Origin of the sequence: Teredinibacter haidensis, from assembly GCF_014211975.1 — a bacterium.
GTDB lineage: Bacteria > Pseudomonadota > Gammaproteobacteria > Pseudomonadales > Cellvibrionaceae > Teredinibacter > Teredinibacter haidensis.
On record NZ_CP060084.1, the window covers coordinates 4,537,882 to 4,564,120 of the forward strand.

Genomic DNA, 26,239 nt, shown 5'->3' on the forward strand with positions numbered 1-26,239 from the left:
CCAGTAGACAGTATAAATACTGTATACAGAAGGGTGGGTTTCTACGAGTTGCTAACGCAGTTGGCACTATAATGGTGTCCATTGATAAAGACGGGTGACTTTCGCCCAAGTATAGCTATTAAAACATTGGAGAACTCCTTATGCCCCAAGATCTTTCCGTAGAAAGCCAACTCGAACTTCTTCAGGTTGCCACTGGCGAGCGAAGGGTTATCTATCGCGCTGAGGTTGTGTTTGAAGCGCCTAACTGGCACCCAGCCGATGGCTTTCTGGTTTTTAACCAACAGGGGAGGCTGTATCGCTTTGATTTGTCGGGAACCAAGGCAGAACTGATCAATAGCGAATTTGCCGGTCGCTGTAACAATGACCACGGAATTTCTCCTGATGGTAAACATATTGTGATCAGCCACCATGCGGAGGACAGCGAGGGGCAATCGGTGATTTACATTTTGCCTATTGATGGTGGCGAACCGCGCCGTGTCACGGAACGGTATCCTTCTTATTGGCATGGCTGGTCGCCTGATGGAAAAACCTTGGCTTACGTGGCGGGGCGGCCAATAAGCACAGACTACGACATCTATAGTATTGCGGTCGAGGGCGGTGAAGAAACCCGGTTAACATCCACGTCCGGTTTGGATGATGGGCCTGATTACTCCACCGATGGCCAGCATATTTATTACAACTCCTATCAAAGCGGCATGATGCAGGTCTGGCGTATGGATGCTGACGGCTCGAATCCAAAGCAGATGGTTCAATCGCCCCATTCCGATTGGTTTCCCCACCCGTCGCCGGACGGCAAGAAGCTGGTGTTTATCCGTTACCTCGATGACCAGCAGCAGGATCATCCTTTTGGGAGAGATGTGAAGCTGGTATTACTGGATTTACAAACCGGCGAAGAGCGGGATCTTACAGAGGTCTTCTACGGTGGCCAGGGTAGCTTGAACGTCCCCAGCTGGTCTCCAGACAGCCGTCAGTTGGCTTTTGTCAGTTACCGTAAAATGTGAGCCTCGCATTTTGCTTAAAGCTGCGAAATAATGCGCGCCCCAATGCTTTTGTAGTTCTCTGCCATGCCTGAAACATCAAGCTCTTCTGCTGCCTATCGTCCGCCAAACAACAGCGGTATTTCTTTCTCTATGTGGCGAAAGCTGTTTTTCAATGCTTCGCCGAAGTACTGGCTATTGGGGGTGGTATTGTTGCTGTGTCGGCTGTTGGCGTTGCTACCCCATGCCATATTACTGCGAATGGGCCGAGGCCTGGGCTGGCTAATCGCGCGATTGGGTAAGCGGGTGCGCCATATTGCCGAGACGAATATCGGCCTGTGTTACCCCGAGCTTTCAGATAAGGAAAAGCAAGACCGCCTTGAGGCGAGCTTTAGTGAGCTTGGTATAAGCATTGCTGAAACATTAGAGGTCTGGTTTGGAAATCCCGCCAAACGGTTTTGGCCAAATATTGAGCTGAAGGGGGCTGATCACTGGCAGGCGGCGCTGGATTCCGGGCGCGGAATTATTATGCTGTCCTGCCATTATGGTAGTCTCGATTTAAACGCTGCGCTGGGAGGCTATTTGGCGCGTAAAGATCGCACTTTCGCCTTTACGTATCGTCAGCCTTCGGACCCTATTGTCGATGCCTTTTTGCGCGATGCCCGCCACCAGTATGGCAACCATTTTTTCTCAGTGAGCAATTTGGTCGGTATTACTCGAACGCTCAAGCGAAACGGAGTGGTCTGGTATGCGCCGGATATCGAGGTAAAGAATAAAAATACCGTTTTTGCCGATTTTTTAGCAGTACCGGCTTCCACAACAATTGCCCTTAGCCGTTTGGCCGCGGCGACCAACGCACTAGTTGTGCCCTATGGCCACTATCGTAGTGCCGACAATACCCGCTATTGTCTACAGATTTACGCCGCCATAGCGAGTTTCCCCAGTGGCGATGCGCAGTCGGATACCCGGCAAATCAACCGCGAAATAGAGCGTATCATTGCTCCCCATCCTGAGCGTTATTGGTGGAGTATTAAGCGCTTTAAAAATCGGCCTTCGGGAGAAAAACCAGTGTATTAGCCAGCAGAACCCCGCATTTTTGCCTAAACTGTAAACAATGACTGATATGCAAATTTGTGGGTTCTTGTGAGAATGTTAAGAATTTTGGTCTGTATATGTCTTATGGTTATTGCGTGTCCACTGGCTATAGCTCAGGCGTCTTCCCAGAAGGTCTTAACCGTCACCTTTCCCTATCAACTTTCCCAAGATATTAATCACGAAGATTATTATTTTTCTCAGTTGCTGCGTCTAGCGCTGGATAAAACTGTAGCTCAAGAGGGGCCCTGGACTTATCGTTCCCACTCGTATTGGATGCGTGACAAGCGTTTGCGTATAGGTTTAACCAGAGGCTTTGTGGATGTCATCTGGTCTCCCGCCAGCGACGATTTTGAACAGCAGTTGCTAGCGATTAAAGTACCGCTACTTAAGGGGCTGAGTCAGTACCGCTTGCTACTGATACACGAAGACGATCAGACGCGCTTCGATAAGATTGATTCGCTAGAACAGTTGGCGGCTTTGACCGGTGGCATGGGTTCCCAGTGGCCGGATGTTAGTGTGATGGAGGTGAATGGCTTAAAGTTACTGACTGTTCCCGGTTATGGCCGACTGTTTAAAATGCTGGCTGCTCGACGTTTTGATTATTTCTCGCGAGGTATTTATCAAATCCAGTCGGAAGTAGATTTTTACCCCTCATTGCCGCTGGCAATCGAAAAACATTTGCTACTTAAGCAGCCAGGCGCATACTACTTTTATGTGACGAAAGAAAATCACGCGCTGGCGGATCGTATAGAGCGTGGTTTAAAACTGGCTCATAAAGATGGTAGTTTTGACGAGTTGTTTAGTAGTATTCCGCGCTACCGCTGGGCCTACCATGAGCTTGAGCGCAGAGGCCGAACCTTGTTGGAGCTGAAAACTCCATAAAAAATACACAGGCCTATTCCTTGTTATGTATCAAAAGTTGAGCTCGTCTGGGTAGGGGGAAAGGTAATAAGAATTATCGATATAGCTATTTGGGTGTTTGCGAAAATGGTGCCGGAGCAGCGTACGGGGAATGGTTAACGGGCCGCTTTTAATTCTGCAGGTTTCAATCGCCCGTAAGATCTCTTTTTTATCGTCACCATCAATTTTATTTTTCAAATAGCCAAAAATATGCATTAACACATTAACATGATTCTTTCGGCTCGCGAGCTGCGTAAGGGCCGCCATAAGTTGAGTAATATAGCTTTCCCCAAAGGCGTCTAGATTTTCGCCAGGGATATTCGATAGGTAGCGACCGAGCTCGCGATAAGCTTTTTGAGAGTGGCTCATCAACAAATATTTATGGCGGGCGTGAAAGGTAATAAGCGCTTTAGCTGTAAGCCCCCCGGAAAGCAGTTGTTTCCAGCGGTGGTACACATAAACCCGCTCTATAAAATTCTCCCTCAGTGGCAAGTCGTGTAAACGACCTTCCTCTTCGCAGGGTAGTAACGGATTATTGCTCATAAGCTGTGAAGAGAATAGGCCTACGCCTTTTCGCGTGGGGTGTTCATTATGGTAGGCCTTTACACGCGCCATTCCGCAGCTAGGCGAATCCTTTTTGAAAATATAACCGCAAAGGTTGGCCACCCACTCTTGCTGTGCGTCCGCGCAATTCTTTAGCTCTTGAGTAAATTCTTTGCTGGTATCCTTAGTTCCCAGGACTCGTTGCACAGGAGAACTCAAATCGCCCTCCAGCACAATGCGTATGGGTTCGCGTGGAATGCCAAGTCCTATACTCACTTCTGGGCAAAAGTGCGAGAATTCGAAAAAGTTACCCAGGGTTTGCGTAATGTATTTATCGTGTTTATGCCCACCATCGTAGCGAACCCGATCACCTAGGAGACAGGCACTAATACCAACTCTTATTGTGATGGGGTGCGGGCTATCCATGGCGCAGTTCAGGGGGGCTGATGATTTTCATTATTATAGCAGCGTGTTAAGTTTCGGTGAAAGGAGGGATAAACTTAGGGCCGCATAAGAGCTGCTAGTCGGTGGTTGAAAAGCTATCTGCGTTGCCAGCGCGGAGTTAAATATGGGAGAGAGATGCTCATCTATTCGCTATACCCTCCGATTTTTCACCCATTTTTTAGGTCTAATATAGCCATACTTCCACGCGGCTGTTTTTACCGCTGCCGCTGCCGTTAGAATTGGCGACCAGTAAATCGGACCCATAGCCTAAAACTGGCTCAGATTTTATACCATTTCGGAAAAGAGCAATTTTTACTGCGGATGCGCGCAGGCGCGATAATACTTCTGCCCGGTTGTCTGAATCTTCTGAATCGCTAAATCCCACTAGCTGGATTTTTAGTTTGTCCAATTTGTTACTCTTCAAATAATTCGTCAGTCGTATAATATCCTTTTTCGCTTTGTTATCTAGGGAAGATGCACCCGCTTTAAAGCGGAAGTTAACGGATAAGCGTTCTGCATATCTGGCCAGTTGCTGGTACTCCTTTGGACCTTCAAGCTCCGCTACTTTCGATTTAATGGGGTTTTGTGAAATAAAGCCAATTTTTTCTACGATTGTCTGCCCGGCTTCGCCGTGGGCGTATTCAATGAAATCGGTAACGAAGGTGTTGCGTGGTTGTTCCGGCGTGTACATATAAAGCCGACGAGAGAGTGCGTAGTCTTCGGTGGCGACATAAATTACCTCTGGTTTTAGCGGTGTTGTATTGTTTTCGTTGATGGCCATTGCCTTGGATTTTCGTACTGAGGCTAAACCAACAAAGCCGATACCACCCGCATCTGAACTTACGCTGTCGGAAAGCTCATCGTTTGATTCAAATCGCTGTGCTTTCTCCGATAGGGTATAGGTTTTCGCTAATACCAAATTTTTAAAGGTATCCCATGTACCCGATTCACTGTCACGGGCATAGATACTAATGGCTCTGTTTGCGCCACCGACATCGGCCCAGTTGTTAATCTCGCCAGAAAAAATTCGAGCAATTTGGCTAACCGAAAGGCTATCAACCGGGTTCTGGGAGTTTGCGATAATGGCTAAACCATCGATCGCAACCACATGCTCCGCAGACAGGCTATGCATATCGCCATAAGTGGCGCTGAGCGCGCTGACTTCGCTACTTTTAATGCCTCGAGAGGCCATCGCAATGTCTGCAGTGCCCACTAGCAGACCTTTAAAGCCAGTTGTGGATCCGTGGGCATGAAGATCAACATAAATGGATCCATTCTTTAGAGTACCGCTCACGCGATACTCATTTGGATTCTTTTGTGGCTCAACGGAAACATTGGTTGCACCCTTAGCCTCCATCCAAGATTTGACCCAGCTTGGTGCCAGCTTGGCGCCTACGGTATTAGAGCCTTCTACAGTGAAGAGTTTGCCGTCGGTACCTGAAGGAAAAGGTTCGATTGCGGCAACAGAAAAAGAGGAAAGAAGAATAAGAACAAAGAGGACGTGGCGTAACTTCACCAAAGTGTTCATAGCGATTCGCTTTTGTAAGTAAGGACTAAAGTTAGGGTTCATTTTGACTGCTTGGTACCCAGCGCAGCACTTTTATAACTAAAACGCCGTCCTTGTCGCGCGCACAACATACTGTTGAAATATTACAGATATATGACAACTTCAGTGTAGGTAATTTACGCATGTCCGTGTGGCGGTAATACAGTTTTACGTGACATTTTTTGCACGTAGACCAATATCTAAACAATGCCACTTTTGCGGCAATTTTTGCTGTCAATAAAAATTAATAAACTCTTGTTATGTTACTTCCCCATATTCTTTCGTACTTCGTCCTGACAAGTTAACAGCGGCTTTCTCGGACGTGCCAGTGCGAGTGGCAATGCTGGAAAAATGATCGCAAAGGGCATTCCATTTATGCTTTTTTGTCATTCAACCATCACATCTTTGTCATCCAGTTGTCACAAAAAAGCGGAAGTATATGCGCGCCAGATCAATGATTTATGGCGACGGCTTTTTGTACGGGCGGGGCGGGGCTTTCAGCTTTTGCGTGTAGTTGCTTACTTAGAGCCTTGATCAAAAATTTTAGAAAATGCATTTCGTGTTGTGGATAGAGCAGCGGGAGGTGGATTTTTATCAATTTCACATTACGTAACTTCTTAGAGAGAGTTAACACTATGAAAATTAAGAGCTTAGTTGGCATTTGCGCGGTTTCCGCAAGCCTGGTTGCTTGTGGTGGTGGAGATATTAAAATCGATGCAGCGAATAATTCACCCATCGATAACTCCGTTGCTGGTGACCAAATTGTAAATAGTAATAACCAAGCTGGTGACGGCGAACCAAGTACGGGTTCGAATCCATGCGCCTCCTATATTGACAGCAGTGTTACTCGTCAAGGTAGCTACGATGCAGCTACTGGCCACTGTACTTACGGTACAGACTTTGTTTCTCTGAGCAAGCCCTACGATCAGGAAGAAGACCTTACTTTAAACGACCTACCAAACGATGGTGTACATGTTTTCAACGGTAGCTTGGTTATTGGTAAGAACTATAGCTCTAATGCTGACCTGTCGGCTGCTGGTATTGCTCAGGGTGGTGACGGTTCTGTTCTTCGCATTGAAGCTGGCGCAACTTTAGCGTTCCGCTCTTCCGACGATTATTTCGTGATTAACCGCGGTTCACAGATGTTTGCTGAAGGTGCCGCAGATGCTCCCATTACCGTTACTTCTACTAGTGATGCCGTAGATGGCTCTGTAGCTGCTGAAGCTGACGGCGAGTGGGGCGGTATGCTTATCAACGGTTTCGGTATCACCAATAAATGTGAATATACCGGTACCATGGGTGTCGATATTGCCTTGGCAACTGGTGAGGAATGTCACGTAGAGGCTGAAGGTAAAGCCGGTGCTGGTCAGACTCATTACGGCGGTGACAATAATGCGGACAACTCCGGTATTTTGAACTACTTCATTGTTAAGCACACCGGTGCAGAAGTCGCCCCAGAAAACGAGCTAAATGGTATTTCCTTCAATACCGTAGGTTCTGGTACGACTGTTGATTATCTGCAGGCCTATTCAACTCTGGACGATGGCGTTGAAATGTTCGGTGGCGCAGTAAATATCTCTCACTATGTTGCGCTGTATGTTCGTGACGACTCTATTGATATTGACGAAGGCTACCAGGGTACGTTTGATTATGCGCTGGTAATTCAAAGTGAAACTTTCGGTAACCAGTGCGTGGAGTCGGATGGTATTGGTAGCTATAGCAAGAAAGACGCGGTTGTTATTGATGATTATATTGCTCGTGGCTTAAACAGCCGTGCAACCATCCGCAATCTGACTTGCATTATATCGCCATCTGATCAGGGTACTCGAGGTAACGGTGCTGGATTACGTGTTCGAGAAGCTCATTTCCCAACGATTGAAAACGCCATCGTAACGACTGCATACGGTGCCGATGCCGTGGTTGACCCAACTAAAAATGAACATTCCTGTGTACGTATTGAAAATGCCGGCGCGACGGATCTGGCGATAGTTGAATCTGTATTCGGTTGTTCTGACGTGACTAAAGGCGATCTGGATGGTGCTTCCACTCTGGATTGGCTGAACGCTAACAGCAATGACACTATGGCGACTAATGAAACCGGTGAGAATCCAAGTTTTGATGACACCGATGTAAATATTGCTTTGTTCGAAGCGAATAGTTTCTACTCACTGGCTTTGGGTGACATGGTTGTTAACGGTGGTGCAGTGACTGTAACGCCAACAGAAAGTCGTACTTTCATTGGTGCTGTGACTTCAGGTGATGACTGGACTGCTGGCTGGGCTTATGGCCTGGATCCAAGCAACCGTGGTCAGGCACTTTGGTTCGAATAATTATTCAGTGAGCCCTACTCACGAATAAGCAACGGTTTAGGGCGCCAATCGGCGCCCTATCTGTTGTACAACGAACAAAACATCAGTGAAACTACAGGTCGGTTCAGATGAAAACGAAATACTTTAAGGGCCGCGTTGCGCTGGCCGCATTTCCGCTGAGCATTCTCAGTGTTGCGATAAGTGCAGTGGTGCATGCCCAGGACCAAACTGAAGCACCGGTTCCTCCCGCTCATACAGCTCACCAGCTTGAAGAAACGATTGTATTGGGCCGCTTAAAAAGTGCCGCTAACGATGTAATTGTTGAGCGCATGGAGCAGTCGGTTGCTGTCGATATTATAACTTCCGATATGATTGGTCGTGTTGCTGACTCAACAGTTGCAGAAGCACTGCGACGTTTACCCGGCGTCACTACCGTCGATGATAAATATGTTTACGTACGTGGTTTGGGTGAGCGATACCTGAGCACTACACTGAATGGCGCAGTTGTTCCGTCGCCAGATTTAACACGTAATGTTATTCCTTTAGATATTTTTCCAACCTCTATTGTAGAAAATCTTTCGGTACAGAAAGTGGCTTCTGCTGACATGCCTGCTGCATTTGGTAGTGGTCATGTGGATATACGCACCACCGGTATTCCCGATGGATTTGTCTTTACCTTGGAGCTCTCAACGGGTTCCAATTCGGAATCGGATGGTGATTTCCTGACTTACGCTGGCGGTGATGATGACAGCTTGGGCGAGGACGACGGAACACGTGAGCTGAGCGCTGCTTTGCGATCGGGACTGGCTCAGTATCGAGGGAATTTTGATCCTTCCAATATACAATCCCTGTCTTCAGGTGAGCTATCTTTGGATGACGCAGAAGCTATTAATCGAAGTTTAGCCTCTGAGCTCTATCGAGATGTTTCAGTGAAAAAAGATTCCGGCGAGCCAGATGTCGGTATCGATTTGAACATCGGTAATGTGTGGGCATTTGACAATGGTATTGAGCTTGGATTTTTAGCCGGTGGTTCGTACGGTAGCAAATGGCGTAATGAAACCATTTACGAGCGCAGCTTTAGCGATCCAGAAGAGTTGCGGGGTTTTATTGAGCGTAGTACTTTCTCTGTTGATATAACGGGGAACCTGAGCTTGGGGATGGTGCTCAACAGTGAGAACCGTATTGATGCCACGAATTTATTTATTCGAAATACCGATGATCAAGTTCAGTACGATAACTTCCATAATGCCAATGACCAATACTCCAGTGGCAACGGCCGTCGCTATACCGAGTATGAATTTGAGCAGAGGGAAGCTGTTATTAATCAAATTCATGGTCAACACGAACTCGGCTATGAAACGCTGGAAGTTCTTGACCTGAGCGTTTTGAATTTCCTTGAGGGGCTTTCGCTGGATTGGTATTACTCCGATAGCGAAGCGACAACCGATATTCCGAGTAGCTTACGTGTAATTTCATTTACCGAGACTGATCCGAATAACGGTGGTGCAGTGCTAGAGAGCCGGGTAGGTTCCCAGGATAGAAGTTCTGCCCAATACCGGTTTTCTGACTTGAACGATTACTTGGAGAGCTCAGGCTGGGAAATGAAATTCCCTATCGAAACGGGTGATTTCCGCATTGAGTTAATCGGTGGTAGTGAGAGTTGGAAAAAAACACGCTACTTTGAACAGTTGCGTTTTAACTTAGGGGCAACGGCACAAGATTCGGAAGTTTTTATAGGGCCTTTAGGCGAGCTGTATAGTGATGCAAATGTTGTAAACCCCGATTACGGATTTGAAATTAGTGTGCAGGATGCAAGCAGTAGCTATCTAGCGGCAAATAAAGTGAATGCTGCCTATAGTAAACTGGACATTACTTGGAATGATGCTTGGCGTTTTGCTGGCGGTATTCGTTGGGAGGACTATCAGCAAGTAAACCTAGGGTGGAACCCTAATGAGTTTGACGCTAGTCCCATATCCGGTTTGTCGCAAGCGTTCGACAGCCTAGCTGGTTGGGTGGAGGGTGACCCCAACCCTGTGGCGGAATTTTTTGACGAAGCAACCTACGTTGAATCGGACTATTTTGGCTCTGCAGCATTTACATTTATGGCTCAGAACTTCTGGGCTGAAGACTTTCAGCTTCGTTTGAGTTACGCGGAAACGACAGTACGCCCGGATCTTCGTGATATTGCGAACTCTAGTTTCTTGGATCCAATTACGGATGTGTCTGTAAATGGTAATCCAAATGTGCGTCCTTCCATGTTGGATAATCTCGACCTGCGAGCGGAGTGGTATTTCAGCTCTGGCGATAACTTAACCGTAAGTCTTTTCTATAAAGATATTACTGATCCTATTGAACTGTTTGAGTCCGCCGCAACAGATGAGAATGTTGCAGCAGAAGTATTAAACGGTGAAAGTGCTGAAGTTTCTGGTCTAGAGTTTGAATACTATTTCTTGCTGTCTCATATTACGGATGTGCTAAGCCCATTTTTTACGCAGGGTAATGTGACCTTGCTGGAACATGAACTTATTGTTGGCGACGAGGCTGATTCTCCTACTAACGATGTTCGTGGCTTGCAAGGCGCTTCCGATTATTCGGCTAACTTCCTCATTGGTTTCGATGCCGATGATGGCATGCACTCAGCGACGTTAGCGTACAACGTGTTTGGTGAGCGACTATTCTTTGCGGGTCGTAATGGTTCGCCCGATACTTTTGAACAGCCGTTCAATTCGCTAAATTTCACCTATTCGTTCTATCCGACTGATTATTTTACTCTGAAATTTGAAGCGGAAAATTTGCTTGATGAAAGTTTGGTTATACAGCGAACATTTACTGAAACTGACGGCAGTGAAAGGGGTGTGGATGTTATTGAGACTAAGCCGGGATTGGGTTTGTCGTTAAAAGCCAAGCTGAAGTTCTAGTGTGAAAAACATTAAAAGAAGCACTTCAAGTGCGGCGATCATTTGATCGCCGTTTCATTTTGTGCTTTTTGATTGTGGATTTTTATATGAAAAGTGTTGGGAGTTGAGGGCCAGTGTCATTGGGTACAATGTTGTCTTCTCTGGCCGTTGCGGAGTATCTATCGTTAATTTTATTATCGATAAGTTCACCTAATTATTGTGAGTTCTGAATGATTTATCTGTTTTAAATTATTTCAGCTTGTCATATGTTTTTCAAAATCACACAATACAATAACGGCTATAAAAAAACGGAGTTTCAATAATCAAAAACAAACAATAACGATAGTGATACAGTTCGCAGGTATCCCTTATCTGGCATGGATGGTAGAACGAAGGGAATGGAAGAGTCTCTTCAATGTTTAGGACGAACGGAAAGGATTCATTGTTGGTTGTTACATTAGAATCGAAGATCGATTCTTCAGGCATACTTTTCCCGGCCCCTAAAAAGGCCGGGTTTTTTATGTCCAGTGATGGGCGGCAGGCATGTGGATGCTTAAGAGCGGTGTCTACCAGAATAAGTAGATCGCACGTTGAGCTTAAATAGGTGTGCGGCGAAGGGGCAAAGCCGGTTTGGCAGGGGAGCGGCGGTCTAGCCGCCCTCTTGAGCGTACGCAGTGGGACGCTACTGGAACCGTGAAACGAAGGCCGTAAGCAGGATAGGTTTCTGTCAGTGAAGCGCGTCAGAATCCAGCAGCTCACTCAGCCGCGAGCGGTTAAGCCGCATTTAAATCAGCCGCTTCGGGTTTCTGCGCAGGTTCTCTCCACTCTACTTTGTCTACAAAATGGAGTAAGCGCATTTTGCCGGAGTAGTCTTCGGTGAGCGCTGTACAGCTTTCAATCCAGTCGCCGGTGTTGGCGTAGGTAAAACCGTTGCTGGTGTCTAAATCGGAGCTGTGAATATGCCCGCAGATAACGCCGTCGTAGCCTTTCTTGCGGGCTTCGTCTATACACTGTTTTTTATAGCGTTGAATCGCGGCGCGTGCGCCGTGTACATTTTCTTTAATCTGGCCGGCGAGGGAAAAATATTGCATGCCGCATAGTCGACGAAAGCGGTTGCCCCAGCGATTCAAGAAAAGCAGAAAGGTGTAGGCAATATCGCCCGTTACTTTTGTCAGCCAATCGTATTTCATATAGGCGTCCATAGCATCGCCGTGAAGTATCCAGAATTTTTTACCTGCCACGGTTTCGTATTCGTGTTCGTGAAGTATTTCGATAGGGCCAAATTTTTGCCCATCGAAGCGACGCATGGGGTCGTCGTGATTTCCGGGTATATAAATAACGCGTGTGCCTTTGTCGGCCAGTTCATACAGCTTCAATAAAATATGGTAGTGCTCTTGCGGCCAAAAGAGGCGCTTTTTTAATGACCATAAGTCAACAATATCGCCAACCAAATACAGCGTGTCACAATTGAGCGAGCACAAAAATTTGTAGAGGTAATCGGCTTTACAATCTTTAAATCCCAAATGGACATCTGAAATCCAAACAGTTCGAGCATTGATATGGTTGGCAACGGTCATAGCGATCTCCCGAGTTATTTGCGCCAGTTTCGTAAAGGTCGGTGACGTTTTGTTAACAGCCATATGAAGCTTTGGTTAAAACAAGACCTTTTGTTGACGGTTGGATTTCAATTTAATGAAAAGCGCATTAGTTGCGCCGGGGCATTTTTTCTATTTATTGTGCTCAAGGGGCCCGACACGATTTAATAGTCAGAACCTATTACGGTCATTCTCCTGATTAACTATCGGCGGATGCAAATGAGAAGTATTATTGTTAGCATGTTTGGACACAGCAGGAGATCGAGCAAATGATTAAGTCACTTACTTTTACGGCCATGCACTTCGTTATCGCGTTTTCGGTTGCATGGGCGCTCACGGGCGATTGGGCTGTGGGCGGCATTATCGCGCTGGTGGAGCCCGCAGTTAATAGTGTGGGTTACTTTTTTCACGAGAAGGTTTGGGAGAAAATTAAGCGCGGGGAAGATTGGCGGGGTGTACCGCTTTCAGTGTGATGGTGGTATGTGGGTTCGTCTTGCTAAGTACCAATTGACACAAGAGCGTCGGGTGGTATTTAGCAAGACGAAACCCTGTAAAGCTTATTTCAACTCAACCACAACAACGGATTTTGCGGGTAAATCAAGTATCAAGCTACCGTCTTTAGCCTTGGCTTTGTATTCTTTAGGTTGCACAGATTCGGGTGAATCGAAGGTGTTATGGGCATCCATGGCGGCAGAGGTTAATAACTGACCTTTGGCTGTTCTCAGCTTGCCTGCGGTGGCAATGGAAACCGATTTTGCTTCTGAGGGGTGAGTGTTTACTAACGCCAGCCACAGCTTGCCATCTTTGCTCTTGGCTGCAGATGCGCTGATGCCTGGAATGCTTTCTTCCCCAAAGCGGTAGCCCTTGTCACCGGAAATGGAAACTGGGTAGGCGGTGGCATCCTGAAACGGAATATACATTTTGAATACGTGGTAGGTGGGTGTGAGCAGCATCTTTTCCTTATCCGTAAGAATCATTGCCTGCAGCACATTTACCATTTGGGCTATGTTGGTCATCTGTACCCGTTCAGCATACTGATGGAAGATGTTCAGGTTCATGCCTGTTAGCACCGCATCTCGAATCGTGTTTTGCTGATAGAGGAAACCTGGGTTGTCGCCGGGCTCTACATCGTACCAAGTGCCCCACTCATCGACGTAGAAGCCCACTTTTTTCTCCGGATCCAGCTTGTCCATAATAGCGATATTGGCTTTGATAAATTCTTCGATACGCAGGGTGTTTTTCAGGGTGGAGAACCACTCGTTCTCACCAAAGGCTAGCGCGCGGCCGTGCTTGTCCCAGTCGCCGGTCGGCAGGGTGTAATAATGGTGGCTAATGGCGTTCATGCGCAGGCTCCAGGTATTTGGCACCTGCTCCAGTAATGTTTGGGTCCATTCGGTCTGTTCTGTGTGGCCGCCACTGGCGATCATTATCGGGCGATTATTTTCGGGTGTTTTGGCAAAGGTAGCATAGTGTTTGTATAGGTTGGCGTAGTAGTCGGGCGTCATGGTGCCGCCACAGCCCCAGGCTTCGTTGCCAATGGCGAAGTAGTCAACCTTCCAGGGTTTGTCGCGGCCGTTGGCTCGACGTAGGTTGGCGAGGGTGGATTCGCCTTCAGCGGTCATATATTCGAGCCAGGCGGCCATCTCACGTGGGGTGCCGGTGCCGAGGTTGCCGTTGATATACACTTCTGCATCCAACATTTCTGCCAGTTCAAAAAACTCGTGTGTGCCGAAGGCGTTGTCGTCTGAAACACCGCCCCAAGTGGTGTTGATGGTGACCGGTCGTTGGTCCCGTGGGCCAACACCGTCACGCCAGTGGTATTCGTCGGCAAAGCAGCCGCCCGGCCACCTCAGCAGGGGAACCTCAAGGGCTTTTAAGGCTTTAACCACATCTTTGCGGTAGCCATTTTTATTGGGGATTTTTGAATCTTCTCCGACCCAAACGCCCTCATAAATGCCACGGCCCAAATGCTCCATAAACTGGCCATAGATATTGCGATGAATGGTGGCGCCGGGCTGGTCACTGTGAACCTCGACGGTAATGGTTGTCTCTGCGATGGCAGCGCTTGTAAACAGTACAAAGCCAACATATACAAGGAGGGAAAAAAGAGAGGGTCTTACGTTCATTAGGGCAACCTGTAGTTATTAAAATAACATGAATTATAACGTATGAAAGCCGTGAATGCGGGAGGGGGCGAAAGCTTTCGTCTGTGCCTATACTAACAATCCCAAGGTTCAACAATAAATTGGCGTATGTGTTGCGACGCTGGACACACAAACGGTTTGCGGGAGAGCTCCAACACAGCTTCCGGCCCCTACTAACTCAGAATGAATGATTATTTGAGGTTCTTTGATGCGCTATCAGCTTGGCTACCTGTTAAATGGAATCGTACGCTCTCTGGGAATCAAAACGATTGATGGTCAGTTTACGGTGTCTTTTATGCTAATTGTTCTTTTGGCATCTGTTTCTTCACTATCGCTCTACATTAGCATGTCGGTGAGCGCGAATACGGTCGATATCGCTGGCAGGCAGCGAATGCTAAGCCAGCGCCTGGCAAAAGAAGCCTTTTTGGTTGTGAACGGCGCCGAGCAGATGGAAGCTGTTCGCAGCACGATTGGTTTATTTGAAAACTCCCATAGGGATTTGTTGGCAGGTAACCGCAATGCTGATATTCAACCGCCTGCGACGAAGGCGATTGAGTCTCAGTTAAAAAAAGTTGAAGGTGTTTGGAATGGTTACCAGCAGTCCGTGACCCGTTACATCAATTCGCAGCAGCGACCGGATTTGGAACAGATTAAAAACCAAAGTTCGGCTGTTTTAAAAGAAATGAATATTGCCGTTGGGCTCATGACGGCTGAATCTACCAAGAATATGAAAAATCAGCAGTTTGTGGCGATGGTGGCAGCTATGTTGATTATTTTGATTGCACTGCTGGCAAAATTTCTCGGTCTTTATTGGTTAATGAATCAAGTGCGGCTGCTTCGAGAGCGCCTGCTAGGTGTTGCCGGCGGCGATTTTTCCAGCAAAATTGAGGAAGAGTCTAGCCAGAATGAAGTGGGCGATATGTTTCAAGCCTATAATTGTATGATCGATCAAGTGGGTAAAGTCGTAAGTGGTGTGCAGGCGCTTTCGCATAATATTTCGGGCCAAACCTCCTCTCTTAGTGCGGCGGCGCGAGATTCAGAGAACCATGTTGCTAATCAACATCGTGAGCTGGAGCAGGTGGCTACGGCGATGAACGAAATGTCTGCCACTGTAAATGAGGTGGCAAATCACGCGGCAGAGGCTGCTTCCAGTGCGGATCAGGCGAATCAGGATGCGGCTAGCGGCTACAAGATCATGAAGAAATCTTCCAACAGTATTGTTTTAATGTCTGATAATCTTGAAAGCGCCGTGAGTGTTATGCAGCAGTTGGATCTCGACAGCCAGGAAATTGGCAAGGTGTTAACGGTGATTACCGGCATCGCAGAACAAACTAACTTGCTCGCGCTCAACGCTGCGATTGAAGCCGCGCGTGCAGGTGAACAGGGCCGGGGCTTTGCCGTTGTCGCTGATGAGGTGAGAACCCTTGCGCAAAAAACGCAAAGCTCTACCGAGGAAATTCAGAAGATCATTGAACGCTTACAGAATCAAACCACAAAAGCTGTAAGTGTTGTCGAGTCCAGTACCAGTGCGGTGCAGAAAGGCGCTAGAGAAATGGATGGCGCAAATACAGAATTGCAGAAAATTGTTGAGGCCGTTGGTAATATTCAGCAGATGACAACGTTAATTGCTACGGCTGCGCAAGAGCAATCACACGTAGCTCATGAAATCGATAACAAGGTGACCTCTATTTCTGATGCCACCAGCGAAACCTCGCGAGTAGCTTCCATTGTAAAGGGCTTTTCACAAACTATTAATGACGAAGTGAATCAATTAAACAACGTTGTTCGAGAGTTGCGTGTTTAGTTCTTCTGCATGCAACATGTGTTACCGCGTTTTTTTCTGTGCAAAGGAACTCCATGCTAATTGACAGTCACTGCCATTTTGATTTCGACGCTTTTACACCTCAGCGTGATGCTCTATGGGAGAAATGCTTATTGCTGGGTGTAAAAAATATCGTTATTCCAGGGGTTGAGCCGCGACAGTGGCCGGCGCTGATTCCTTTGTGTGAGCGCTATTCGGGTGTTTATTTTTCTGTGGGTGTTCACCCCTGGTGGTTCGCTTCCGTTTTTACCGATTCAGCCAATGAATCGTCTGCTCTGGATGCGTATAGAGAGAAAATAGTACCTTACCTTCAGCACAAAAAATGCGTTGCCATGGGTGAGTGTGGTATTGACCTTTCGAGAAATTTTCCGCTGGAGAAACAAATACATATTTTAGAGTGGCACTGTGCACTTGCTGAAGATATGGGGTTACCCATTATTTTGCATTGCATAAAAGCTCACAACGAAACCCTGCAGTGCCTGAATAAGTTTAAGCGCTTAACCGGCGTGCTCCATGGTTTTAGCGGTAGCCCGGAATTAGCTGAGAGCTACTGGAAGCGGGGTTTCTATTTGGGGGTGGGTGGAACGATTACTTATCCCAGAGCCAGTAAAACGCGAAATGCGATTGCGGGCATGCCGCTGGAAAGCTTATTGCTGGAAACCGATGCGCCGGATATGCCCTTGAATGGCCGTCAGGGCGAAGCGAATAGCCCAGAGTATTTGCCGGAGATTGCTCAACATCTGGCAGAGTTGCGAAATGACAGTGTGGAGACCATTAAAAAAGTAACCACCGCCAATGCTTTCCGCTTATTCCACCGAATCGGCTAAGAAGCCCCTATTCACGCCAGTGCTCTGGCTTATCGAAAGCCCTGCAACAGGCTAGCCTAGCGCTATGGTGTTGCTGAATATCGTTTCCCAAGGTATGAACCATCCAGGCATCGCGCACTTCCTCTGCGATGGGGTAGGGCGGGTCCACGCTTATTTGGTACGCGGGAAAGAAGCCGGCTTTGGGGTAGTACGTAATATGGCCAAGCACAAAAACCCACTCTACCCTTTGCTGCCTGAGAATATCCAGCCCCTTGCGAACTAATTGAAGGCCGATACCTTGTTTCTGGTGGCTGGGAATGACTGCAAGTGGTGCCAGTAGGCGGAAGTTTTTTTGCGGGAGAGTTGCCAGTGTTGCCTTGGTAAAAAGGATATGACCCACGGCCAGCTTTTGATCGAATGCGAGGAGAGATAGATAGGGCTCGGCTGATGAGTCTTGGAATAGGTCCTTACACAGCTGCGCTTCAGATTCGCTCGCAAATGCTGCTTTTTCGACTTCCAGGGCAAACTCGATTTCGGTGGGAGACATTTCCTTTATTTCGATGGACGAAGACATTTGAAGTTTCCTTTTGGATTTGCTCCGAAGTCTTAACCTCTCGCTAGGTAACGTTCAATCGCTTTGGTTGCCGCGTTAAAACCAAAACTGCCCGTCACCATCACGGATGAGCCAAAGCCTCCTGCACAGTCTAGCTTCACTCCATCCTGCAAATATTGTTTACTACTACAAACTGAGCCGTCGGCCTTTGGGTAAACCATTTGTTCATCGGAATACACGGCATCAATACGGAAGCGGCGGTTTTTGCTACGCGCAAAATTATGCTTGTGGTATAGAAGGTTGCGCATTTTGGCCAGTAGGGGGTCACACTTGGTGCAGCCGAGGTCATCGACCATAATGCGGGCAGGGTTCAATTTTCCACCAGAGGAGCCGCAGGTAACCAGGCGAATTTTCTGTCGGCTGCAATAGGCTGCGAGCGCGGCCTTAACATGCACGGAATCAATGGCATCAATAATAACGTGGTGTTGCTCACCGATGTACTGCTCAAGATTGGTCTGAGTCAGGAAATCGTGGACGACGCGTAGCGTAATTTCCGGGTTTATGGCTTTAAGGCGATCGGCCATTACCTGATTTTTTGATTGACCAATATGGGGCTTTAGGGCATGAATCTGACGGTTGGTGTTGGTTACACAAACATCGTCCAGTTCAATAAGAGTTAGCTCTCCAACCCCCGAGCGGGCCAGCGCCTCTGCGGCCCAGGTACCAACCCCTCCGAGCCCGATAACGGCAAAATGTGCTTTTGCTAGGGCCGCCATTGCATCCGTTCCGTAGAGGCGTCCAATGCCTGCGAAGCGCGCGATATAGTCTGGAGAAAGTTCGGCAGTCATATAGAATCTTGATAACACGTGATGACGGACATTCTACCCTATAATGCTCTCGTTCTATTAAAGGAAATAATCATGGAAGCCAGTTTGCACTCTCTCCTCTCTTTACTCACCTTTATATTTGTTTTGGCTGTTGGCTTGGGCGCGGCTTATGCGTTGATTCTATTTTTTGTGGATATTAATCAATCCAAGTCTGCGATACGTCGAAACTATCCCGTCATTGGTCGTTTTCGTTATTTGTTTGAACATTTGGGCGAGTTTTTTCGTCAGTATTTTTTTGCCCTGGACAGGGAGGAAATGCCGTTTAACCGGGCGGTGCGTACTTGGGTGTACCGTGCAGCTAAAGACGTTTCAACTGAGCTGGCATTTGGCTCCACTCGTAATGACACCAATGTGGGCGATCATCATTTTGTGAATTCGGTATTCCCAGTGTTGGAAGAGGAAAAATCCTGTTCCACACCTATCGAGTTTGGGCCCTACTGTAAAACTCCCTATAGAGCGAAGAGCTTTTTCAATATTTCAGGTATGAGTTTTGGTGCGTTATCAAAACCTGCGGTGAGGGCGCTTGCAGGGGGGGCTGCTTCAGCGGGTTGCTGGATTAATACAGGAGAGGGCGGTGTTTCACCCTACCATCTGGAGGGTGGAGCTGATGTTGTTGTGCAAATTGGTACGGCGAAATACGGTGTGCGCAACGAGCGGGGCGAACTCAGCGTAAGCAAGCTAAAAGCGCTGGCGGAAAAGCCGAATATTCGCATGTTTGAAATTAAGCTCAGCCAGGGCGCGAAACCCGGAAAAGGAGGAATTTTACCCGCAGAAAAGGTTACCGCAGAAATTGCGGCGATTCGTGGGATACCGGAAGGCGAGGCCTCTATTAGCCCAAATCGACACCCGGAAATCAATAACACTCAGCAATTATTGGATATGGTTAATCGTGTACGTGACCTTACCGGTAAGCCTACGGGTATAAAACTGGTAATGGGTGATCCTGCGTGGTTAATTGAATTGTGTGATGTCATTCATGCGCGTGGCATAGAGCAGGCGCCGGATTTTATTACGCTCGATAGTTCCGATGGTGGCAGTGGTGCTGCACCTCAGCCTTTGATGGATTATGTGGGTTTGCCTCTGCGAGAAAGCCTGCCCCTGCTAGTGGATATTTTGAACGAGCACAACTTAAAGCAGCGCATTCGAGTGATTGCTTCGGGAAAACTGGTGACGCCTGGTTATGCGGCTGAGGCATTGGCTACGGGTGCAGATGCAATTGTGTCTGCACGCGGGTTTATGTTTGCGCTCGGCTGCATTCAGGCAATGCAGTGCAACAAAAACACCTGCCCTACCGGCATTACCACACACGATACAAGGTTACAGCGTGGGCTTAATGTTGAAGATAAAGCCTGGCGCGTGGCGAATTACCAGAAAAAAATAGTGCACGATGTGGAAATGATCGCGCATTCCTGTGGCGTGAATCAACCTTCTGATCTGGAGCGTAAACATGTGAGACTGGTGACGGAAAATGGTCGCTCTGTTAGCATGGCAGAACTTTACGAGCGTCGATAAGTTAGCACGTTAGCTTTTTCTGCTCGCCTGCAGAAGGCGCCGCTGTTTAATCGATCTTTCATCATTGGTTTAAAACGGAGTTTATTATGACTAAGTTAATCCTATCCCTAGACGGTGGTGGTATTCGCGGTGCAGCTACGACACAATTTCTGACCCGCCTGGAAGAAAAGTTGGTACGTGAACATAGCGCCTCGTCCATTCGTGACTATGTAGATTTCTATGCAGGAACCAGCACCGGTAGTATTATTGCGCTCGCCCTGGCGACAACAGATATGTCGATGAGTGATATCAACGCACTGTACAGCTATCCGAACGCTAAAAAAATATTTTCCGAAAATAAAGGATTTTTTGAGTTCGATGGTGTTAACGCACCGAAATATGATGGGGAAGGAAAAACAAAATTATTAAAAGAGAAAATGGGTGACGCCAAATTAAGTGATGTGCCGATTGACAAACATGTGCTTGCTGTTGCCTACGGAGTAGAGAGTCGCAAGCCTGTTGTTTTTAAGTCGACACACGATGGTCACTGCAAAATACCGTCTTATCGAGTCGCTGATGCTTCCAGTGCGGCGCCTACGTATTTTCCGACAAAAGAAATGGAAAGCCCTACGGGCTGTGAGGACCTATGGTTGGTCGATGGTGGCGTAACGGCGAATAACCCGACAATGTGCGCTATCGCCGAGGCGAGGAAAGCCTGGTCGGAAATCCCTATTGATAAGCTTCGTGTGTTATCCATCGGTACGGGTTACAGAACACGAAAAATTAATGGCCGGGCTTCCAGTAAATGGGGTGCGTTGCAGTGGTTTACCAAGGGTGAAATTCTCGATGTATTGACCGATGAGCGCGTCGTTGCATACCAGGTGTTGACGATCACCAACCCAGGCAGTTGTATTCGCGTAAATGCAGAAATGACAGTTCAGCCAGGTATGACAGATGTGCCCGACGATGCAATGGATGACATCAGCAAGGAAAACATCCGGCGCTTGAAAAAGATGGGCGATTTTTGGTTTGAGAGATACGGTGAAGCGGCAGCGGCGTTATTGCTGAATAGTTATGAGGGGCCGTCTTTGGATAGGATTGACCCTAAAACCGGAGAGCCAATCGAAAAATAACGCTAATAAAAGCGGTTCACAATATCGTGAGCCGCTTTTGCTTACTAATCTAACAAGGGTGAATTCAGCAACAGATTCGCCCAGGTATATTCATCATAAAGCGTTGTGTCACTATTGGCGGCTTTAGCTAAGTATTCCTTGGTTCGTACCATATCCCCCTGTAGCCAGTATTTGTAGGCGTCATAAAAGTAGGCTTCGGTCATTTCACATTGGTTCTCGGCTTGCGTAACCAATGATGGCGGCAGCTGGCCCTTCTCTGTCGAGAACTGAGTAAGTACCGTATTGACCCAGTTTTGTTCGTCATTTTTTAGAGAAACTGCCGGGGCATTTTTTTTTGAACTTAACAGTGAGTATAGCCACTCTTTATGTAACGCCTGAAGCGGGTATTGATTTCCTCTTGGATTTTCGGCCCAATAATTTTCCAGAGCATCTAGCGATTGTATGGCCTTGGCAAAGCTGCCCTGGCCAACATAAGCCTGTGCTTGCAAAATAAAGCCGGTAACGGCATCGTTGTTTTCGATAGAAAAACGTGCTGCTTCAAGCGCTTCATTGTAATGATTTAAATGTAATGACGCTTCACCGTAGTGGTATGCTGTCCACTTGTTTTTTTCTGCTTCCCAGGCTTTCTTACCCTGATGATAAGCCATCGGGAATAAACCGAGCCGCAGGTACTGGAGGCTGGCGTTATCCAAGTAAAGCTGGTTGGGTTCTTTTGCTGCTGCTTTTGCGATGTAAGAGACTGCGCGTTTTGCATACTCTTTTTGTTCGTAGACACAATCACTTTGCTGGATAACATCGTTAATACTGTCGCCCAGTTGATACAGTATGTTGATATTGTCCGGCTCCAATTGGTTGGCCTGTTTCGCTGCTGCGAGCGCCAGCCAATAGTTTTGGCGATTTTCGTAATACGTGGATAACGAATTCCAGCTACTTGCATTGATGGGTTGCTCGCGAATCATTTCGTGAATCAGGCTTTCAAATTCTTCGTCGCTGATGTTTTTATCTTCTTTTGCATCGAAATACAGCAGGCGTGTTGGTGGTGGCACTTCTTTTTGAATTGCGGGATGTAATGCGTAAAAAATATTGCGTAAAGGCGCAATGCTGTCGCCTCCAAAATAAGCTGTTTGCATATAGTGGCTGAGGTAATGATTTTTTTGCACCATGACTTTTTGTGGGTGCTCGAGCAAAGCCCTATTTAGGTAATAAACGGCTGCACTAATCTGCTCACTGGAGCCGCTGTTCAAAAAAGCTGTGTAGGCTTCTGTACCCATTGCAAAGGCGGTCTGATTTTGCGGTGCCTGTGGTTTTACTTGTGTTGTGTTACACCCACTTAGTAACGCGAGTAGAGCGCCTAGCAGGCTGATTTTGATTATCCCTTTCATTGTATTTCCTTAAGGTAGATAACCCAGAGATTTGGCTTTTTTGAAAGAGGCGTTGGCTTGATCGATCAAGGTGTTAAAGCCTTGGGCCGTACCCAGTACGAACCAGGCTTCAGCGCTATTGGGGTTCAAGCGAACGGCTTCTTCTGCCGGAATGAGCGCTTCAGGAAATTCACCCGCATCCAGGTATTTGCGAGCCAGTGCTAATTGATACTCCACACTTTCGAGACCGTGTTTTTGCTTAAGGTTGTCGGTTACGGCCAGACGCTGTTTTTTTGGGTCTTTCTGCATGCTTACAACCCAATTCTGCAATTCACCCAATTTCAGTAGTGCAGTAAAGTATCGCTGGTACTCGTCGACCGAGAGTTTCAAGGGCGGTTTGATAAAACTGATTTCTACGACGTAGTTATTGCCTTCTACTTTTCCGCTTTGCATCAATTCAAAGTAAGGGGTTTTAGTGAGGTCGGAGCTGCTTATCAACGCAGGAACCACGCCAGTATCGCCGTGCAGTAGACTCTTCAGACGGTATTCTAGCGGGTAGGGGTCATACCAGATATTTTTACGGCTTTCCGGAATCTGCATACTCTTGGCTTCGCCGACAAGGTTGTATAGTTGGCCAAAAGAAGTGCCGTAGGTAGGTATCTCCTGCGGCGATTTAAACACGAACTCCGCATGAAGTGCTGTGGGCTCAAAGAGATTCTCTGCATTGCGCACTTCACTGGTAACGGTGTATTGGCCTTTGTTCTCAAAAATGCCACCGAGGAATTGAGCTACGCTGGTGTCACGATTGGTGTCGTGCTTCCACCATTGGCGTAAGCTCTGTTCGAAACTTCCACTGCCAGAATACACGGCGTTCACAACCGTTAAGCCGTTGGTCTCTCGATAATCGAGGTTCAGTGTTGCGATATTGGCGGGCATCTCGGCGTCTACCGCTTTGAATATACCGCCGTTACCGTTCACAATCAGTGCGGGTTGGTCGGCGAGATAATTCGACATCCCAGGGTAAAGCGCCCGGTCTGCTGTGGTGTCCAGCCACAGCGCAGGTTCTTCTCCCTCAGGTGGAATCCAGACCAGCATATGGTCAAAAATCAGGTGTACCAGCGTGGTATCTGACTTGCCTGAACCGGGTGTTTCGACAAGTACCGGTAGAGCTTCGACTCCCAGTATTCGTAGCAGGGCAATGGTAAGCACTGTTTGATCTTTGCAATCGCCATAACCGTTTTTCAGTGCTTCATCCGGGTAGTGCGGCTCGTAGCCCCCGCGGCCCAGATGCGCAAATACATATCGAATATTGTGTTGCATAAACTGATAAACCGCGCGAATTTTTGTTTCGCGGCTGGCGTTATCTGGCAGCTTCAGTTGTTTTATTACTTTTTCCAGTGCCGGTGTTTTATTCAACTTGTCGGCAACTTTCTCCCATGTCCAGGCGTCTACCTGCGACCAGTCACGACTGGTTGAGACGCGAACGCTGGGCAGAATGTTATGCATGGGCAAGAGGTGGGATTCAAGTGGCGTGGAGGGAATGTCCTTCCAGCGCCATCGGCTTACCCTGCGGTCGCCCTGAGCAGAGACCTTGGGCTCTTTTTTAAAACTTCCGTTTGTCTTGGTGAGGAATTTCAGGCCGCGGGGGCTGCTGAGGGTGTATTGGAAATTGCGTACGGCGTCCGCTCTCCAACCATCGTGGCCAACCCTGCGCTGGAACCAGTGGGGGCCCGCGACGTCACTAGAAACCGTGGTGATGGCGCGTCGTTTAGTGGTGTTGACGTACTGGAACTCAATGGTGGAGCCGGGTGCAATATTAGGTAGAGAGAATACGATTTCGCTTCGGTCGTTATAAAAATCTTGCCCGCCGCCCGTCACCCGCAGTTGAACGGCATCTTCTGCCACAGCGGTAACCTTGCCATTCGGGGTTACAACATTGGCAAATTCCAGCAGGGCTTCCGAGTAGTAGTGGTTGTAGGTGATAGCAATACGACCGTAGTCGCGCGCGGCTTCCTGGTCGTTGATACGGATCGAGATATAGTCGCGCCTGGACCAGAAACCCTTTTCATCCAGGTTGGCCTCTGCGATGGAATGGAGCACTTCGGCACCGTCCGTACTGGAGCGCATTTTGGCTTGTTTTGACAGCTCTGGGCCAATGCTGGCGGAGGGTGAGTCCGACAGTGGGCTGGCGACCACGGAGTTGAAAACGGCGAGGGCGAAAAAAAAGAAAAGGCCAAAAAATGTGGCGGTTAGCGATAATGTTTTCTTCATAGCGGCTCCAGATGCTCCCTGAAATGGCTTATCCGTAGAATAAACATGCTAACACTATTTACTTGGTTTGAGGATTCCGGTGCCGTTATGGCAAGGGTATTTGTGTTGCTCTTAAGCTTTGTCGGTTTGCGGCAAAACATAGGGCTCTTTTGATCTGGATTGAGCTATAAGTCGAGAAGAACTCGTAAAACTGTCTAGAATGAAAAGATAATTACGATAACTAACAACCCTTTGTTCCTGAGGCGGCATTTTTTACGTCTTGGTTAACGGGGGCTAACCATTTTGGACGGTAGGCTTAGGGAGCAGTTATGCAATTTGAGCATATAGACGTTTTTCCTTGGAATCAGAACTTTGAAACAGGTATCAAGCAGATTGATGAGCAGCATCAAATACTGGTTGCGCTTATCAATACGCTAGCGAATAGCCTGGTTCATGAAGATCAGATTGAAATGATAAGCGTTTTTGAAGAGCTTGCAGATTACGCGTCCTATCACTTCGAAACGGAAGAGAATATTTGGAAGGAGTCTTTCGTTAGTGACCCTTGGTTCGAGACGCATATGGCGAGCCACACCTCTTTTTTACCCCGGTTGATGAAACTACAGGAAGATAAGAGCGAATCTCCGCAGGTGATTATCGAAAAGGTTGTACGTTTCCTGATTCGCTGGCTGGCCTTGCATATTATCGATGATGATAAAAAAATGAGCTATGTGGTCGACGGTGTGAACAAAGGCTTAAGTTTGGAAGAGGCCAAGCTGCGATCCAGTAAAAAAATGGGTGGCGCTACTCGTGTTCTAATCGATACTGTGATCAATATGTATGACGATCTGTCCTTGTGCGCGATGGAATTACTGCGCGAACGTCTCAAACGTAAAAACGCAGAACAGCAACTGCTTGAGGCGAAAAAGGGGTTTGATAAGCTATCGATAACGGATCAACTCACAGGCCTGTATAGTCGTGGCCATTTTAATGAAGTCTTTCAACGGGAATTTCGTCGGGCGAGAAGAAATTCGACGTATATAAGCCTCGTTTCGTTGGATATTGATTCTTTTAGAAACTTGAACGATGCTTATGGTCGTAAGCGGGGCGACGAAGTACTGAAAAGGGTTGGTGAAGCGATAGGTGGCGCTTGTTGTCGTTCAGATGATTTTGCTTTCCGGGTAGGTGGCGAGGAGTTTATGATTTTGTCGGTGAACGCCAATCATGACGATACTTTCTCCTTTGCGGAAAAAGTTAGAACTACCATTTCCGATCTAAAAATCCCTAATGCGGGCAGCGCTGCGGACGATTTCTTGAGTGTGTCACTCGGTGTAACCGCAAAAATTCCCGGCGACACTGATTCCACTGAGACCTTTCTGGTGCTTGTGGAGAAAAATTTGCACCGAGCTAAGTCCGAAGGTCGAAACCGAATAAACGGGTAAAATTTAGGGAATCTCTGATCAAGTTCAAATAAGTTTTGGTGTCCCGT

At 47.5% G+C, this 26,239-nt stretch carries 19 protein-coding genes; 11 read left to right on the forward strand and 8 right to left on the reverse strand.

Translation table 11 applies throughout. The features are described from left to right. Nucleotides 1–140: 140 nt before the first annotated feature. The 3 genes from H5715_RS18560 to H5715_RS18570 all read left to right on the forward strand — a co-directional run bounded on the left by H5715_RS18560 (nt 141) and on the right by H5715_RS18570 (nt 2,954). Complete coding sequence (locus tag H5715_RS18560) at nt 141–1,001, forward strand: TolB family protein (protein ID WP_075186450.1); 861 nt, start codon at nt 141–143, stop codon at nt 999–1,001. A 63-nt stretch (nt 1,002–1,064) separates the two neighbouring features. Continuing rightward, complete coding sequence (locus H5715_RS18565; protein ID WP_246434612.1) at nt 1,065–2,054, forward strand: lysophospholipid acyltransferase family protein; 990 nt, start codon at nt 1,065–1,067, stop codon at nt 2,052–2,054. 102 nt (nt 2,055–2,156) lie between these two features. Then, nucleotides 2,157–2,954 (forward strand): type 2 periplasmic-binding domain-containing protein, encoded by a 798-nt coding sequence (locus H5715_RS18570; RefSeq protein WP_075186452.1) that lies wholly within the window; start codon nt 2,157–2,159, stop codon nt 2,952–2,954. A gap of 30 nt (nt 2,955–2,984) precedes the next feature. Here the strand turns inward: H5715_RS18570 and H5715_RS18575 are convergent, their stop codons facing one another. Then, complete coding sequence (locus H5715_RS18575; RefSeq protein ID WP_075186453.1) at nt 2,985–3,941, reverse strand: YbgA family protein; 957 nt, start codon at nt 3,939–3,941, stop codon at nt 2,985–2,987. 202 nt (nt 3,942–4,143) lie between these two features. Beyond that, a complete protein-coding gene (locus tag H5715_RS18580; protein WP_075186454.1) occupies nt 4,144–5,487 on the reverse strand; it encodes a substrate-binding domain-containing protein in 1,344 nt (447 codons plus the stop codon). Nucleotides 5,488–6,140: 653 nt separating this feature from the next. Here H5715_RS18580 and H5715_RS18585 point away from each other — a divergent pair. After that, nucleotides 6,141–7,835 (forward strand): serine/threonine protein kinase, encoded by a 1,695-nt coding sequence (locus H5715_RS18585; RefSeq protein WP_075186456.1) that lies wholly within the window; start codon nt 6,141–6,143, stop codon nt 7,833–7,835. A 107-nt stretch (nt 7,836–7,942) separates the two neighbouring features. Continuing rightward, a complete protein-coding gene (locus H5715_RS18590; RefSeq protein WP_075186457.1) occupies nt 7,943–10,732 on the forward strand; it encodes a TonB-dependent receptor domain-containing protein in 2,790 nt (929 codons plus the stop codon). 752 nt (nt 10,733–11,484) lie between these two features. Here H5715_RS18590 and H5715_RS18595 read toward each other — a convergent pair. Further along, the gene (locus tag H5715_RS18595; RefSeq protein WP_075186458.1) at nt 11,485–12,288 is read right to left on the reverse strand and encodes a UDP-2,3-diacylglucosamine diphosphatase; all 804 of its coding nucleotides are present in this window, start codon (nt 12,286–12,288) and stop codon (nt 11,485–11,487) included. A gap of 287 nt (nt 12,289–12,575) precedes the next feature. Between H5715_RS18595 and H5715_RS18600 the strand changes: the two genes are divergently transcribed. Then, entirely contained in the window at nt 12,576–12,779 is a 204-nt protein-coding gene (locus tag H5715_RS18600) for a DUF2061 domain-containing protein (RefSeq protein ID WP_075186459.1), read from the forward strand. 84 nt (nt 12,780–12,863) lie between these two features. On the opposite strand, the gene H5715_RS18605 is transcribed toward H5715_RS18600, so the two are convergent. Continuing rightward, nucleotides 12,864–14,432 carry an alpha-N-arabinofuranosidase gene (locus tag H5715_RS18605; RefSeq protein ID WP_075186460.1) on the reverse strand — a complete coding sequence of 523 codons (1,569 nt, stop codon included), beginning with the start codon at nt 14,430–14,432 and terminating at the stop codon, nt 12,864–12,866. A gap of 226 nt (nt 14,433–14,658) precedes the next feature. Between H5715_RS18605 and H5715_RS18610 the strand changes: the two genes are divergently transcribed. Next, nucleotides 14,659–16,254 (forward strand): methyl-accepting chemotaxis protein, encoded by a 1,596-nt coding sequence (locus H5715_RS18610; protein WP_075186461.1) that lies wholly within the window; start codon nt 14,659–14,661, stop codon nt 16,252–16,254. A 53-nt stretch (nt 16,255–16,307) separates the two neighbouring features. After that, complete coding sequence (locus tag H5715_RS18615) at nt 16,308–17,099, forward strand: TatD family hydrolase (RefSeq protein WP_075186462.1); 792 nt, start codon at nt 16,308–16,310, stop codon at nt 17,097–17,099. Nucleotides 17,100–17,106: 7 nt separating this feature from the next. Here the strand turns inward: H5715_RS18615 and H5715_RS18620 are convergent, their stop codons facing one another. Continuing rightward, the gene (locus H5715_RS18620) at nt 17,107–17,652 is read right to left on the reverse strand and encodes a GNAT family N-acetyltransferase (protein ID WP_075186463.1); all 546 of its coding nucleotides are present in this window, start codon (nt 17,650–17,652) and stop codon (nt 17,107–17,109) included. A gap of 32 nt (nt 17,653–17,684) precedes the next feature. Then, nucleotides 17,685–18,479: a tRNA cyclic N6-threonylcarbamoyladenosine(37) synthase TcdA gene (gene tcdA, locus H5715_RS18625; RefSeq protein WP_075186464.1), complete on the reverse strand. Its 795-nt coding sequence runs from the start codon at nt 18,477–18,479 to the stop codon at nt 17,685–17,687. 72 nt (nt 18,480–18,551) lie between these two features. Here tcdA and H5715_RS18630 point away from each other — a divergent pair, with 72 nt between their 5' ends. Both H5715_RS18630 and H5715_RS18635 read left to right on the forward strand, forming a co-directional pair. After that, on the forward strand, nt 18,552–20,030 hold the full coding sequence (locus tag H5715_RS18630) for an FMN-binding glutamate synthase family protein (protein WP_075186465.1): 1,479 nt from the start codon (nt 18,552–18,554) through the stop codon (nt 20,028–20,030). Between the two features lie 86 nt (nt 20,031–20,116). Beyond that, nucleotides 20,117–21,142 (forward strand): patatin-like phospholipase family protein, encoded by a 1,026-nt coding sequence (locus tag H5715_RS18635; protein WP_075186466.1) that lies wholly within the window; start codon nt 20,117–20,119, stop codon nt 21,140–21,142. A 44-nt stretch (nt 21,143–21,186) separates the two neighbouring features. On the opposite strand, the gene H5715_RS18640 is transcribed toward H5715_RS18635, so the two are convergent. Both H5715_RS18640 and H5715_RS18645 read right to left on the reverse strand, forming a co-directional pair. Then, nucleotides 21,187–22,524 carry a tetratricopeptide repeat protein gene (locus tag H5715_RS18640; protein WP_075186467.1) on the reverse strand — a complete coding sequence of 446 codons (1,338 nt, stop codon included), beginning with the start codon at nt 22,522–22,524 and terminating at the stop codon, nt 21,187–21,189. Nucleotides 22,525–22,533: 9 nt separating this feature from the next. Continuing rightward, nucleotides 22,534–24,774, reverse strand: coding sequence for a transglutaminase family protein (locus tag H5715_RS18645; protein WP_083608092.1), 2,241 nt, complete (start codon nt 24,772–24,774; stop codon nt 22,534–22,536). 308 nt (nt 24,775–25,082) lie between these two features. Between H5715_RS18645 and H5715_RS18650 the strand changes: the two genes are divergently transcribed. After that, nucleotides 25,083–26,192, forward strand: coding sequence for a GGDEF domain-containing protein (locus tag H5715_RS18650; RefSeq protein ID WP_075186468.1), 1,110 nt, complete (start codon nt 25,083–25,085; stop codon nt 26,190–26,192). The last annotated feature ends 47 nt before the right edge of the window (nt 26,193–26,239 follow it).

Excerpts from the sequence above, each read along its gene's own strand:
- H5715_RS18560 (WP_075186450.1), top strand. The coding sequence starts at position 141 with ATGCCCCAAGATCTTTCCGTAGAAAGCCAACTCGAACTTCTTCAGGTT.
- H5715_RS18565 (WP_246434612.1), top strand. The coding sequence starts at position 1,065 with ATGCCTGAAACATCAAGCTCTTCTGCTGCCTATCGTCCGCCAAACAAC.
- H5715_RS18570 (WP_075186452.1), top strand. The coding sequence starts at position 2,157 with ATGGTTATTGCGTGTCCACTGGCTATAGCTCAGGCGTCTTCCCAGAAG.
- H5715_RS18575 (WP_075186453.1), bottom strand. The coding sequence starts at position 3,941 with ATGGATAGCCCGCACCCCATCACAATAAGAGTTGGTATTAGTGCCTGT.
- H5715_RS18580 (WP_075186454.1), bottom strand. The coding sequence starts at position 5,487 with ATGAACACTTTGGTGAAGTTACGCCACGTCCTCTTTGTTCTTATTCTT.
- H5715_RS18585 (WP_075186456.1), top strand. The coding sequence starts at position 6,141 with ATGAAAATTAAGAGCTTAGTTGGCATTTGCGCGGTTTCCGCAAGCCTG.
- H5715_RS18590 (WP_075186457.1), top strand. The coding sequence starts at position 7,943 with ATGAAAACGAAATACTTTAAGGGCCGCGTTGCGCTGGCCGCATTTCCG.
- H5715_RS18595 (WP_075186458.1), bottom strand. The coding sequence starts at position 12,288 with ATGACCGTTGCCAACCATATCAATGCTCGAACTGTTTGGATTTCAGAT.
- H5715_RS18600 (WP_075186459.1), top strand. The coding sequence starts at position 12,576 with ATGATTAAGTCACTTACTTTTACGGCCATGCACTTCGTTATCGCGTTT.
- H5715_RS18605 (WP_075186460.1), bottom strand. The coding sequence starts at position 14,432 with ATGAACGTAAGACCCTCTCTTTTTTCCCTCCTTGTATATGTTGGCTTT.
- H5715_RS18610 (WP_075186461.1), top strand. The coding sequence starts at position 14,659 with ATGCGCTATCAGCTTGGCTACCTGTTAAATGGAATCGTACGCTCTCTG.
- H5715_RS18615 (WP_075186462.1), top strand. The coding sequence starts at position 16,308 with ATGCTAATTGACAGTCACTGCCATTTTGATTTCGACGCTTTTACACCT.
- H5715_RS18620 (WP_075186463.1), bottom strand. The coding sequence starts at position 17,652 with ATGTCTTCGTCCATCGAAATAAAGGAAATGTCTCCCACCGAAATCGAG.
- tcdA (WP_075186464.1), bottom strand. The coding sequence starts at position 18,479 with ATGACTGCCGAACTTTCTCCAGACTATATCGCGCGCTTCGCAGGCATT.
- H5715_RS18630 (WP_075186465.1), top strand. The coding sequence starts at position 18,552 with ATGGAAGCCAGTTTGCACTCTCTCCTCTCTTTACTCACCTTTATATTT.
- H5715_RS18635 (WP_075186466.1), top strand. The coding sequence starts at position 20,117 with ATGACTAAGTTAATCCTATCCCTAGACGGTGGTGGTATTCGCGGTGCA.
- H5715_RS18640 (WP_075186467.1), bottom strand. The coding sequence starts at position 22,524 with ATGAAAGGGATAATCAAAATCAGCCTGCTAGGCGCTCTACTCGCGTTA.
- H5715_RS18645 (WP_083608092.1), bottom strand. The coding sequence starts at position 24,774 with ATGAAGAAAACATTATCGCTAACCGCCACATTTTTTGGCCTTTTCTTT.
- H5715_RS18650 (WP_075186468.1), top strand. The coding sequence starts at position 25,083 with ATGCAATTTGAGCATATAGACGTTTTTCCTTGGAATCAGAACTTTGAA.